General features: G+C 50.7%; 10 protein-coding genes and 1 other RNA gene. 3 read left to right on the forward strand and 8 right to left on the reverse strand.

The window, feature by feature from the left end:
- Positions 1 to 18: 18 nt before the first annotated feature.
- The 5 genes from PG728_RS03125 to PG728_RS03145 all read right to left on the reverse strand — a co-directional run bounded on the left by PG728_RS03125 (position 19) and on the right by PG728_RS03145 (position 3,389).
- On the reverse strand, positions 19 to 195 hold the full coding sequence (locus tag PG728_RS03125; protein ID WP_270625790.1) for a hypothetical protein: 177 nt from the start codon (positions 193 to 195) through the stop codon (positions 19 to 21).
- A gap of 3 nt (positions 196 to 198) precedes the next feature.
- Positions 199 to 549: a DUF948 domain-containing protein gene (locus PG728_RS03130; protein WP_072509636.1), complete on the reverse strand. Its 351-nt coding sequence runs from the start codon at positions 547 to 549 to the stop codon at positions 199 to 201.
- Between the two features lie 128 nt (positions 550 to 677).
- On the reverse strand, positions 678 to 1,301 hold the full coding sequence (gene rpsD / locus PG728_RS03135) for a 30S ribosomal protein S4 (RefSeq protein WP_072509635.1): 624 nt from the start codon (positions 1,299 to 1,301) through the stop codon (positions 678 to 680).
- A gap of 112 nt (positions 1,302 to 1,413) precedes the next feature.
- Complete coding sequence (locus tag PG728_RS03140) at positions 1,414 to 2,766, reverse strand: replication-associated recombination protein A (RefSeq protein WP_270625792.1); 1,353 nt, start codon at positions 2,764 to 2,766, stop codon at positions 1,414 to 1,416.
- Positions 2,766 to 3,389: an L-threonylcarbamoyladenylate synthase gene (locus PG728_RS03145; RefSeq protein WP_270625794.1), complete on the reverse strand. Its 624-nt coding sequence runs from the start codon at positions 3,387 to 3,389 to the stop codon at positions 2,766 to 2,768. The genes PG728_RS03140 and PG728_RS03145 overlap by 1 nt, the downstream gene beginning before the upstream one ends.
- A 124-nt stretch (positions 3,390 to 3,513) precedes the next feature.
- On the opposite strand from PG728_RS03145, the gene rnpB reads away from it, so the two are divergent.
- An RNA gene (gene rnpB, locus PG728_RS03150) (RNase P RNA component class A) lies at positions 3,514 to 3,862 on the forward strand.
- On the opposite strand, the gene PG728_RS03155 is transcribed toward rnpB, so the two are convergent.
- From PG728_RS03155 to PG728_RS03165, 3 genes are all read right to left on the reverse strand, one after another.
- A complete protein-coding gene (locus tag PG728_RS03155) occupies positions 3,863 to 5,680 on the reverse strand; it encodes an AMP-dependent synthetase/ligase (RefSeq protein WP_270625796.1) in 1,818 nt (605 codons plus the stop codon).
- Positions 5,681 to 5,953: 273 nt separating this feature from the next.
- Positions 5,954 to 8,785, reverse strand: coding sequence for an excinuclease ABC subunit UvrA (uvrA, locus tag PG728_RS03160; RefSeq protein ID WP_270625797.1), 2,832 nt, complete (start codon positions 8,783 to 8,785; stop codon positions 5,954 to 5,956).
- Between the two features lie 47 nt (positions 8,786 to 8,832).
- Positions 8,833 to 10,179, reverse strand: a complete 1,347-nt coding sequence (locus PG728_RS03165) for a DUF5692 family protein (RefSeq protein WP_270625801.1) — start codon at positions 10,177 to 10,179, stop codon at positions 8,833 to 8,835.
- Positions 10,180 to 10,388: 209 nt separating this feature from the next.
- Between PG728_RS03165 and PG728_RS03170 the strand changes: the two genes are divergently transcribed.
- Positions 10,389 to 11,435, forward strand: coding sequence for a hypothetical protein (locus PG728_RS03170; RefSeq protein WP_408648192.1), 1,047 nt, complete (start codon positions 10,389 to 10,391; stop codon positions 11,433 to 11,435).
- 3 nt (positions 11,436 to 11,438) lie between these two features.
- Positions 11,439 to 12,398 (forward strand): DUF5692 family protein, encoded by a 960-nt coding sequence (locus PG728_RS03175; protein WP_270625802.1) that lies wholly within the window; start codon positions 11,439 to 11,441, stop codon positions 12,396 to 12,398.
- Positions 12,399 to 12,470: the final 72 nt, after the last annotated feature.

Genomic DNA, 12,470 nt, shown 5'->3' on the forward strand with positions numbered 1-12,470 from the left:
TTTAATATAAAACCAAATTTAACTAAGCGGAGTGGTCTGCGGCATTAAGGCTTCGCGCAGCTGGAATTCTCTGCCTTTAAAATCTTGCTGGAAGTTTTCATACGCGGTTTGCATCCGCTGACGTACCGGCGGAATCGAGTAGGCTATAGCTCCGAGCACCGCCACCGTAATTCCCAGTTTTACCAGTTTTTTCATTTCTTATTTGCCCTTCCGGTTGAACAGTTTGCGAGTGGCGTAGGAAAAGGCTGAAAGTTTAATTAGCGGTCCGGCAAAGGTGGAAGAAACCAAAGTAGAAACCGCCGACACATCTTGAGCAACCTGCGCCGCTGAAGTAGTGACGGCATCGACCCTAACCAGTTGGGCGTTGGCATCGCGCACCGTTTGAGTTACTTCTTTTACAGTGTCACCAGTATCGTTAGCGACCTGTTTGATTGAGCCTTGTAACTGGTCAAACACCTTTCCCAGTTTCCATAGCGGTATCGCTAAGAACAGCACTAGCAGCAAAAATGCTAGAGCGGCGATTAGTGAAGCAATCTCACCGATGCTCATAGTTTTCCTTCCGTAAAAATCCTTATATCGCTAAATTTTACCCTATCGAGCACCCAGCCTAGAACCAAGCCAGATATGCGAGATGCCTCCCGATAAATCGGGAGGCATCAGGCTGAAAGATATTTTGATTAACGCGAGTAGTGCTCAACAACCATCTGCAGGTCGCAGACCACGGGAATTTCTTCGCGCTGAGGCAGACGCACATAGGTCGCTTGGAGCTGTTCTAAGTTCACATCCAGGTAGCCAGGAACATCGGGCAATACATCGCGGTGGGAACCGGCAGCAGCCACAATGAAAGGATCCTTGGTTTGGGACTTCGGACAAATCTGGATAACCTGTCCCGGCTTTACCCGGTAAGAGGGGCAATCAACCGGTTTGCCGTCTACCAGAACGTGGCGATGTACCACGGTCTGACGAGCCTGAGGCATGGTGCGAGCAAATCCAGAGCGCAATACCAGGGCATCTAGGCGGGATTCTAGCAGCACAATCAGGTTTTCACCGGTCATGCCTTTCATCCGCCGGGCTTCCTCGAACAAGCGACGCATCTGAGCTTCGCGGATATTGTATTGGGCGCGTAGACGCTGCTTTTCCTTTAGACGAATGGCGTAGTCGGATTCGCTGCGGCGGCGAGCCCGCCCATGTTCACCCGGCCCATAGGGGCGACGTTCAAAGTAACGCTGTGCTTTAGGGGTTAAGGCAATCCCCAAAGCCCGAGATAGACGAACCTGCTTACGTGCACGCTTATTTCCCATTTAGTTTTCTCCTGTATGTTTCCGATATTTATCATTTCACCGGTCAGACCGGTGGGGTCACCACGCGGGCTAAGACCCCAGGGTTGTCTGGAGACAACTGTCTTAGGTTAGCTTATTTTTGTTCCCCATTGCCATTGGCCAAAATGCCACGAATGGTATGCAAACGCTTAGACACCAAATCTTCGTACCCGTTATCACTGGGGTGATAATACTGAGTTCCAACTAAAGATGCAGGTAAATAGGTTTGCTTCACGATGTGGTGCGGATAATCGTGCGCATATTTATAGCCGGACACTCCCAATTTGCTAGCTCCAGGGTAATGAGAATCACGCAGCGGAGCAGGTACAGCATCACTTTTTCCGGCGCGTACATCTTTAATAGCGGCTTCGATACCCAGATAGGAGGCATTGGATTTCGGGGCGGTAGCAACCGCGATAGCGGCCTGGGCTAATATAATTCGTCCCTCCGGCATTCCAATCATCTGGACAGCCTGGGCAGCGGCCACCGCTACTTCCAGAGCCTTCGGATCTGCCATCCCCACGTCCTCGCTGGCGCAAATCATTATTCGCCGGGCAATAAAACGCGGATCTTCTCCCCCTTCAATCATGCGCGCCAAATAATGCAAGCTAGCATCCACATCTGAGCCCCGCATCGATTTAATAAAAGCACTAATCACGTCATAATGGTCATCACGGTCATATTTAACTACCGCCGCATCGGCGGCCAACGAAACATCGTCAATGCTAATAGCACTGCGGTTTTGCGCTAAAGCACCCTCGGCCGCTGCCTCAAGTAAAGTCAGCGTCTTTCTGGCATCGGCTCCCCCCAAATCTGCCAGCGAGTCTAAGACTTCCTCGCTAGCAGTAACTTTCCCGTCAAGGCCGCGTTTATCTATTAGGGCGCGGCGGGAAAGCTCAATAACGTCCTGTTTAGTTAGGGGATTTAGAGTGAGCAGCAAAGAACGAGACAATAGCGGCGACACTATAGAAAAGGCGGGATTTTCAGTGGTAGCTGCCACCAGAATTACCCAAGAGTTTTCTACCGCCGGAAGCAGGGCATCTTGCTGAGATTTAGAAAAACGATGTACCTCATCGACAAACAACACGGTTTGTTTACCGGTGGCTCGTAGCTGCTGGCGTGCCTCCTTTATCACTGCCCGCACTTCTTTAACCCCGGCCGAAACCGCGCTGACCTCAACGAAATTTCGCTGTGAGGCGGTGGCAACCAGGTAGGCAAGTGTGGTTTTCCCAGTACCCGGCGGCCCGTAAAAAATAATAGAGCTAACCTGTCCGGCGCTGCCTTGGGGTTTTAAAAGCCGCTGCAAGGGAGATGCCGGTTCTAGCAGGTGAGATTGCCCCACGACCTCGGCAACCGAAGTGGGACGCATTCTCACCGCTAAGGGAGCCGAGGATGAATATACAGGAATCCCCTGCTCACTGTAAGAGGTCTGCTGGAAAAGATCCACTAGAGCATTACATCCGAAAGATCGCCGGCACCCTGGCGCACTACCTCGGGAACTTCTCCAGTGAGGTCAATAACTGTCGTAGGCAGAGGTTCTTCTACTGGTCCTTCAATAACCGCATCTAGGAGGTAACCGATTTCATCACGAATTTCCCAGCCGTTAGCTTCTGGAACTTCCTTGTCCGGCAAAATCAAAGTGGAGGACATTAACGGCTCCCCCAGTTCTTCTACTAGCGCCAAGGTGGTTACATGATTAGGAATTCGTGCCCCCACGGTCTTTTTCTTGGGATTAACCATAATCCGTGGTACCGCCTTGTCGCCCTTCATAATAAAGGTAAACGGTCCGGGGGTAAGCCGGTTTATCAGCTTAAACGCCGAATTATCTACGATTACCAGCTTGCCCAGTTGCTTAAAATCGTGGCAAATCAGGGTGAAGTTGTGGGTTTTAGGCAGCTTGCGGATAGTTTGAATCCGTTCCAGCCCCGCTTTATTTCCAAGTTTGCATCCGAGGGCATATCCCGAATCGGTAGGATAGGCGATTACCCCTCCATCTCGGATAATGTCAGCAGCTTTAGTGATTAGCCGCGCTTGTGGATTTACGGGGTGAATATCAATATAGGCAACCATGTCTTTAGTCTAGCAACCTTAGAAAAATCGTTTGCCTGCCCGTCCTATGCAGCTTCCGATAAATCCTTTCCACAAAGCTTTGTTTTTCAGCTCCTTAAAACTTTTAGCGTATTATTGACCAAGATCAGCCGGCCGGGCGGCCGCGGCTAGTGATAGTCGAGGAAAGTCCGGGCTCCATAGGACAGGATGATGGCTAACAGCCACCCGGGGTGACCCGCGGGCTAGTGCCGCAGAAAACAAACCGCCACGCCTCGCGTGGTAAGGGTGAAAAGGTGGTGTAAGAGACCACCAGGGGTCGAGGTGACTTGACTCGCTAGGTAAACCCCATCCGGAGCAAGACCAAGCAGCAAGCCAGGTTGTCCGCCTTTAGCTTGCGGGTAGGTTGCTTCAGGCGTGCGGTAACGTACGTCGTAGATAGATGGTCGCCACTGGCTTTGCCAGTACAGAACCCGGCTTATAGGCCGGCTGATCTACTATTTTTGTTCCCTCTTGGTAAACAAATCCTCGATTTGTTCCGCATAGGCAGCTCGAATCCGGTCGCGTTTGATTTTTAGCGAGGGCGTAAGCATCCCATTTTCGATAGTCCAATCGGTGGTAAGCACCTTGATCTTACGGATAGATTCCGCCCTTGATACCGCCCGATTGGTACGCTGAACCGCCCGCTGCAAGGCTTCCAGTACCCGGGTATCTCGAGCCGCGCGGGTAATGTCCATCTGCTCGATTCCATGATTCTTTAACCAGGTAGGAAGCATTTCTTTGTCGATAGTGACCAAGGCAGCAACGAAAGGTTTATTATCGCCAACTACCATAACCTGTGAAATCAGCGGGTGTCCTTTAAGACGTTCTTCTAGGACGGCGGGGGCAACATTCTTGCCGCCAGCAGTAACAATGATCTCTTTGGCGCGCCCGGTAATTTTGACATTCCCATCTGCATCGATTTGCCCAAGATCTCCGGTTTTGAACCAGCCGTCCTCGGTAAAAGCTTCCTTGGTGAGTTCTGGTTCCCCATGATAGCCCCGCATAATCGAGCCGCCCCGGGCTTGCAGCTCTCCGCCCTCTCCTAGGCGTACTTCGTTACAAAGAAGCGGCTGCCCCACATACCCGGTTTTGTTCCCTATCCGCTCGGACATGGTTAGCGGACCGGTGGTTTCCGTAGCACCGTATCCTTGCAGGACTTCGATTCCACATCCGATAAAGAAGCGACCGAGACGTTCAGCCATGGGTGCACCTCCAGAAACGATTCCCTGTAGGTTGCCCCCTAGCAGTTTACGGATTTTATTTAGAACTAGCTTACGTGCCAAAGCTATCTTTATTTTGTGAGCGAAAGTGATCTCTTTACCCGATTCTTGCAGGCGCGCCCAGTGTTCCGCAGTGCGGGCAGCCAGGCGGAAAATCCTAAGCTTAATTCCCGAACCAGCGGTGGCATCAGCAGCGTTATAGACTTTTTCTAAAACGCGAGGCACTACTAGCAAAGCATTGGGCTTAAAGGTTTGCATATCCTGGACGATGGTTTTGGCATTGGGCAAAAATGCGCCAGTTCCATGACCAACCAGCTGCTGATACCCCAAGAATCGCGCGAGTACATGGGCTACTGGCAGGAAGTAAATAACCCGCGCCCCCGGATCAAAAACCCATTCATTCCAGCTACGCTTTTCGATTACGGAATTCATAGGGCGAAGGAAGTTAGCGTGAGTCATTTCAACGCCTTTAGGACGTCCGGTTGTCCCGGAAGTAAACACAATCGTGCAAAGATCCTCTAGCTGTATCTGTTCCAGGCGCTGATCTAACTGGGCAGGGCTAAGTGCGCGACCGTGTTCCAATAATCTAGTTAAACCAGAATCATCTAAAGAGAAAACCTCCGAGATTTGTCCGGCAAGTTCTGGTTCTTTAGCTAATTGGCGCACCATTACAGCTTGCGCCGTAGTATCGGTAATTACCGCCTTTACCTGTGCTTTTTGGGTAATCCATTTGATTTGTTCATAGGAGTCAGTTTCATAAATGGGAACGGTAACTAGACCGGCAGCTTGGGCTCCCAAATCCATAATCATCCACTCGTAGCTGGTTGAACCTAAAATAGAGACCGCTTCTCCGGGTTTAAGCCCCAAGCCTATCCAGCCAAGACCGGCGGCACGAATATCGCTGGCTAATGCGGAAGCAGATATTTTTTCCCAGGCAGCCCCTAGGGCTGAGGGGCGCTCTACCGCAATTTCACGAGGACGTTTGCGCCCACGGTCTAATACAGCTGCGACCACCGAGGTGAATTGCATTAAATCGATAAGCGGTGCTCCCATTGGCGAATCTCCAATTCATAATAGATTACGCTTCCGTAGGCTAGCATAGGAAACTTCATTTAGCCGCCTAAGTAGGTAGTTTACGGGACTTTTTTACCTTGCATATCCCAAAATACCTGCTAATCCCAAGCTTCAAGACATAGGATAATCATAACGTTTCTTAGGTTTCCTTCCCTAAGAAAAGCGGAAATAACTAACGATTGCTATCAAGAAATCGTCGGCGGTTTGTTAGGAAGCCTGCTAAACAGGTAATCAGACAGCTATTCCAAAACCTTAGAGAAGTTGCCGAAGATATTGCCCGGTGTAAGAAGCCTTCACTTTTGCAACTTGTTCCGGGGTACCTTGGGCGACCAAAGTTCCCCCGCCGTCTCCGCCCTCGGGACCTAAATCAATTACCCAATCGGCACACTTAATCACATCCAGATTGTGTTCGATTACGATAACCGAGTTGCCTTTGTCCACCAAGGACTGCAACACCAGCATTAATTTGCGAATATCTTCCAGGTGTAGCCCGGTGGTGGGTTCATCGAGGACATAAATAGTGCGTCCATTGGAGCGGCGCTGGAGTTCACTGGCTAGTTTTACCCGCTGGGCTTCCCCACCGGAAAGAGTGGTGGCGCTTTGTCCGAGACGCAAATACCCTAATCCCACCTCTACCAGGGTGTTCAGGTGACGAGAAATCTTGTTTATCGGAGCAAAAAATTCTGCCGCTTCGCTGATTGGCATATCGAGCACTTCGGCTACTGATTTACCCCGGTATTTGATCTCTAAAGTTTCCTGGTTATAGCGCGCCCCCTCGCAGACTTCGCAAGGTACATACACGTCCGGCAGGAAGTTCATTTCAATCTTAAGCGTGCCATCTCCTTTACAAGCCTCGCAGCGCCCTCCTTTGACGTTGAAGGAAAAACGGCCCGGACCGTATCCGCGCAGCTGCGCCTCGGGAGTTTGGGCAAAGAGGGCGCGCACCGCGTCCCACACCCCGGTATAGGTGGCGGGGTTAGAACGGGGATTGCGTCCAATCGGACTTTGATCTACGTGCACCACCTTGTCCAAGTGTTCGATACCTTCAATTCCTTTATGGCGACCGGGAACTACTTTTTTGCGTTGCAACTTTGCCGCTAAAGCCTCATACATTATCTGGTTAATCAAAGTAGATTTTCCAGAACCAGATACCCCGGTGACCAGTACTAACTTACCTAGAGGGATCGAAACGTCGAGATTTTTCAGGTTATTTTCCCGCGCCCCAATAATTTTTATTTGTCGATCTTTTTCAATCTTGCGCCGTTTTTTGGGGACTGCAATCTGCTTTTTACCGGTTAGATACTGTCCGGTAAGAGAGCGCTTACAGTCAGCAATCCCCGCTACCGGCCCAGAATAGAGAACCTCTCCCCCGTGCTCTCCGGCTTCCGGGCCAATATCGACTATCCAGTCGCTAGCGCGGATAGTGTCCTCGTCATGTTCTACCACCAATAAAGTGTTTCCGAGGTCGCGGAGCTTCTTTAGGGTTTCGATTAGCTTGTGGTTATCGCGCTGGTGCAAACCAATTGAGGGCTCATCCAGCACATAAAGTACCCCTACCAGGCCGGAACCAATCTGGGTAGCCAGGCGAATCCGCTGGGCTTCGCCCCCGGAGAGCGTGGCTGCTCCCCGCGCCAAAGTTAAATAGCCTAGGCCCACGTCTTTTAGGAACTGTAACCTGGCTTTTACCTCTTTAAGAATCGGTTCGGCAATCTTCTTCGCCGCCCCCTGTAAGCGCAATTTAGATAAGTAATCACTGGAGGCAGTGATAGACAGCTTCGTCAATTCTGCGATATTCAGGTCTCCGATTCTCACCGCCAATACTTCCGGCTTTAGACGGTCACCGTGACAGGTAGAGCAGGGAACTTGGCGCATATAACCCTCGTAACGCGCACGCATTACCTCGGATTCGGTTTCCTCCCGTTTGCGCATAATCCAAGGAATCGCGCCCTCGAACCCGGAAGAATAGGTGCGCATCCTGCCCCAACGATTCTTAAACTTTACTTTTACCTGGTAGTCGCGTCCTTTTAACAGTGCTTTCTTTTGGGAGGACGAGAGGTCGCGGAAAGAGGTGTCTAGGTCGAATCCAAGCTCTTTCCCTAGCGCGGAAACCATGCTGAGCAGATACTTATTCTTGGTGGACCAGGGGGCAATCGCGCCCTCAGAAATTGAAAGCTCCGGGTTGGGAACCACCAGTTCCGGATCAACTTCCAGGTGAGACCCTAGCCCTGAACAGTCTGGACACGCTCCATAGGGGGCATTGAAAGAGAAGGTGCGGGGCTCTATTTCTTCAAGCTGCAAGGGGTGATCATTGGGACAGGCACGATTTTCAGAAAAACGCCGATAACGATTTACATCCGTCTCCTCCAAGTCTACAAAATCGATTACCACCAGCCCTTGCGCTAATTTAAGCGCGGTTTCTATCGAGTCGGAAAGCCGGGTCCGCACCCCTTCTTTTATAACCAGGCGATCTACGCGCACAAAAATATCGTGCTTAATTTGGCGTTCTAGCTTGGGGGGCTGGGTCAGACGCACGGTTTCCCCATCCACCACTGCCGCCGAGAACCCCTGGGTTACCAAATCGGCAAATAGCTCGCTGTATTCGCCTTTGCGTCCGCGTACCAGTGGAGCTAAGACCTGAAATCTGGTTTTTTCCGGCAAAGTCAGCAGCTGATCAACGATTTGTCCCGCGGTTTGTGCCTGAATCTTTTCCCCGCACACCGGACAGTGGGCTTGCCCAGCGCGCGCATACAGCAAACGGAGATAATCATAGACCTCGGTAATTGTACCTACGGTAGAACGCGGATTACGGGAGGTGGATTTTTGGTCAATAGAGACTGCGGGGGAAAGACCGCCGATAAAATCCACATCCGGTTTATCCAGACGACCTAAAAACTGGCGGGCATAGGAGGAAAGAGATTCCACATAGCGGCGTTGTCCCTCGGCAAAAATGGTGTCAAATGCCAGCGAGGATTTCCCCGAGCCAGACAGCCCGGTAAACACCACCATCTTGTCACGCGGAATCTCAATGCCTACATTGCGCAGATTGTGTTCGCGTGCCCCTTTAACTACCAGTTTTTCATCCACACCTCTATCCTACGAACAAACGTTCTATTTTGCATTTTTGCAGATAGTTAAGCTTCCTTTTCTTTGGTGACGTCCCAGCTGGGATCAGATTCGATCCCTTTTTCGACGAGCTTGGGGTCAGCTGAAAGCGGAGTGCGCGGTTTCGGATAGCGCTTGTCCTGTTTCCACCAAGGCATCCACCCGACATATCCGTCTACTGGCGGCTGCTGCGATTCTGGTTCGAACCCCAGCTGGGAGGGGGTTTCGGGAATGAAATCAGTCAAGAAATACTTATCCTTATCATCCGCGTAGAGTTTCACCACTTTCCTAAAGGCTCCCAACTCGAAGAACAGGCAGTTTGTCCAGGGGTTACGGTGATGTTTCTTCATCTTGTAGAGCCAATAGACAAACAGTGCCACATTAGAGAGCAATGCCAACCAGGCACACACGATATTAGCCGTCGGGTTCATAGTGGCGTAGTTGGTCATGATAGAGGGGCGCACCAAGAGTTCCGGGAAGATATTATTAGCCGCAATCCAAAACATCAAAGTGAAACAACGGAACCAAATCCATTGCCCTTTCGCCCAGGTAAAGGCGGGAACCGTACAGGCGAGCAGTAACGCCAAAGTGCAATACCAGGTGTAATCCGCGAGCGAGTTGTACAGGAAAGAATGATTCCACAGGTCATAGGCAATAATCCACGGCCAGGCCATATCTGCCCAGATTAGCCCCTGTACTTTTCCTTTCTTCGCCGAGGAAATAAAGATTTTTCCCAGCCCGGTAATGGTAATAATGTTTAGCACCCCGGCCGCTGCCGAGAGCAGATTCCAGTAGCCGCCGATGGTGCGGAATCCGGTGGCGGGGTCAATTCCCACTCCGCTGACCTTAAAGGCATCGGCGGCGGCTTGATACCAGGCGACAGATCCGCTAGCAGCAGTAATGTCACGGGTTTCTGGTAATCCCTCGATCATTGAGATTGAGCGAGAGGAATCAATATCCATTAGGCATTGGAAGTTGGTGGCGCAGGCACGGTAGGTGTCGGCTTCAAAATAGATGGTGAGGTCGCGAATATTGGCTTCCATAATGTTTACTGCCAATCCGATCCACAGGGCTACCCCAAACCAAATCGCGTATCGGCGAGCTTTTAGGGGGTTACGTTTTCCCCAATGCAGTAGGAACGCGGTCATAGTGGCAGTGGCGAGCATGATGATGAATTTTCCGAAAGGGAACCAACCCACCATGGGAACCCCATGGATAATCACATAGGGAATGGCTAATACTCCCCCGACTGTCCAGAGGGCGAAAGCAGTCCAGGTCCAGCGGCGGTGCATTTCTGCCACCAGCATTTGGAGGACAAAAATTAATATCCAAAAAAGATAGACCCAAACCGGGCCTACTTCCCATAAAAACCCCATTAGAATTCCTTCTTATTAACCAGGCTGCGCTGCCTGGTCACTTTGAGCTTACTTATTACCTTTTATATTTGCCACTAGCTGCGAGTATGGCTTTTGGATATTCCTTTTCAAAAGACGTTACTATTCATCAGAAAGTGGTAAATTTAATGGTAACGCAGGACTGACGAAGATGTTACCTGTTTGGAAAAGTTAAGCTACGGAGAAGAAATATGTCTGTTTTTAACGCTCGTATTGGAAGTATTTTGCGCCTAGGCGCAATTGGGGGCAGTGTCATCCTCGGCGGAATGCTCGGCTTCAGTCAGTTTTCGGGCAAAGCTACCAAAGAGGAAAATGAGTGGCACTATCCTTCCGATGACTTGATTGACCGCTGTTATTCCAATGGTCGCTCCTCCACTTACGCGATTAATATCGATGCTCCCGCCTATGCGGTGTACCGGCACCTAAAACAGCTAGGTTGCGACAAGGCGGGCTCTTATTCTTCCGAGTTTTTGGAACGTACTTTTGCCCGGCTACCTTTCTTTAATTCCTACGAAATTCAAGAACAGTGGCAAGGGTCAGACGCTTTAAAACCGGGTGATATAGCAGCTTTTGACTTCACGGGTATGTCTATGGAGTGGGCAGACGTAGTCCCTGGTAAATATCTTTCCCAGTGGGTAGATACCAAGCATCCACCGCGGGCACCGGGCTCTTTCGCTTTCCGCTACCCGGGAATGAAACACTATGCGGCTGCCTGGTGCTTCTATCTGATTCCCCTCCAAGGTAATCGTTGCCGGTTAATCAACCATTGGCGGATCGGATTTGAACCCGACACCAAGTTCGCAGCTGCGATTAACTGGATAAATATCGAGCTTATCGGGGGCTGTATGGCGCACCTACAGAACCTATATGTAAAGCGGGTTGCCGAGTTCCGTAAAAAGCCGCAGTGGCAAGGACGGATTAAGCGGGCAGTGCTGGGAGGTAAGCTCTTCGGCTACGACACTCCGGCAGGACGTTGGGATGGCACCGAACTTTACGAAGGTATTCACAACCAATGGCTGCGCTATGGACGGCAAGACCCGGCAGTGAACGAGGTACGTCCTCCAGTAACCGATAATCCCGCCTGGCCACCCTCTTCCGCTGACTCTCCCTGGGCCAAGGTAGTAGATAGTGACTATTTCACAGATTGGGAAGAACCAGAGTTCTCTTGGGAGGAACAGATTCGCCAAAAGAAAGAGAAAACTTATCTTCCCAACTGGGGTAAAAGGACGGCGAAATAACTGATGAAACCGGATTATCCTACCCTGTTCTTTTTTGAACTGGGGCAATGGTATGACTACTTGATGCTAGTGGTGGTGATTGCCGCCTTGGCGGTGATGGCCTGGTTGGCTATTCGCTATAAATGGGTCGCGATTGCCGTATTTATCGTGATTCCGGTGGCACTGACAATTTTTTGGTGGCCTACTTCGCGCGCCGGTACTAACTCGGACGGTTGGTTTCCGATAGTAAAACAGTACTCAGCGCTAATCGGCTCCCTATCACTGGTAGCGTTGCAATATTTCCCCAAGCTACGCACTAAACGCTGGTATTTATGTATTCCCCCGCTGATTTTGGCGGTGAATATTATCGAGGCCGTAATCCGCGATTTCCAGTGCTATTCGATTCACGGGGTGGATCCCTCCCAAGGAATGGTTACCTGGGGCGGGCCTTGGAACATTATGAACGGAATCGCGGGAATCCTAAATTTCCTCATGATTTCGGGCTGGATGGGAATCTACGTATCCAAAGGTAAAAATAAGCAAATTATCTGGGGCGATCTGACTGTTGGTTGGATTATCGCCTACGATTTGTGGAATGTTGCCTACGTATATAACTGTCTAGCTGACCGCGCCTGGTATTCGGGGGTAGCTTTGCTCGCCGCTTGCACAATTCCCGCTTTCTTGCCCTTTGGGAAAGGGGCTTGGATTCAATACCGAGCCTATACCTTGACCTTCTGGTCGGCGATAGTGCTAACTTTCCCGCACTTTATGCAAGATTCCATGTTTGCTCACCGCAGCGCCCACAACCCGACTGCGATGCTATTGCTGTCAGCAGCAGCTTTAGTGGCTAATGTGGCGGTGTTCGCATACCACATTTATAAGGTACGTTCCACCAAACGTTCCCCTTTCACCCAGGAAGTTTATTGGGACACCCCCTACAACTTGCAGATTGCCCGCGAAAACGGAGGTAGAACCGAAAACTAAAAAACTTCTCCTCCCCAGGAGGATACCGTAGAGCCTGCCACTTCGATTATCTTAGCCATTTAGCTGATTTTA

This window comes from Varibaculum timonense (genome assembly GCF_027694345.1).
Lineage (GTDB): Bacteria > Actinomycetota > Actinomycetes > Actinomycetales > Actinomycetaceae > Varibaculum > Varibaculum timonense_A.

Excerpts from the sequence above, each read along its gene's own strand:
- PG728_RS03130 (WP_072509636.1), bottom strand. The coding sequence starts at position 549 with ATGAGCATCGGTGAGATTGCTTCACTAATCGCCGCTCTAGCATTTTTG.
- PG728_RS03155 (WP_270625796.1), bottom strand. The coding sequence starts at position 5,680 with ATGGGAGCACCGCTTATCGATTTAATGCAATTCACCTCGGTGGTCGCA.
- PG728_RS03145 (WP_270625794.1), bottom strand. The coding sequence starts at position 3,389 with ATGGTTGCCTATATTGATATTCACCCCGTAAATCCACAAGCGCGGCTA.
- PG728_RS03165 (WP_270625801.1), bottom strand. The coding sequence starts at position 10,179 with ATGGGGTTTTTATGGGAAGTAGGCCCGGTTTGGGTCTATCTTTTTTGG.
- PG728_RS03175 (WP_270625802.1), top strand. The coding sequence starts at position 11,439 with ATGAAACCGGATTATCCTACCCTGTTCTTTTTTGAACTGGGGCAATGG.
- PG728_RS03170 (WP_408648192.1), top strand. The coding sequence starts at position 10,389 with ATGTCTGTTTTTAACGCTCGTATTGGAAGTATTTTGCGCCTAGGCGCA.
- rpsD (WP_072509635.1), bottom strand. The coding sequence starts at position 1,301 with ATGGGAAATAAGCGTGCACGTAAGCAGGTTCGTCTATCTCGGGCTTTG.
- PG728_RS03125 (WP_270625790.1), bottom strand. The coding sequence starts at position 195 with ATGAAAAAACTGGTAAAACTGGGAATTACGGTGGCGGTGCTCGGAGCT.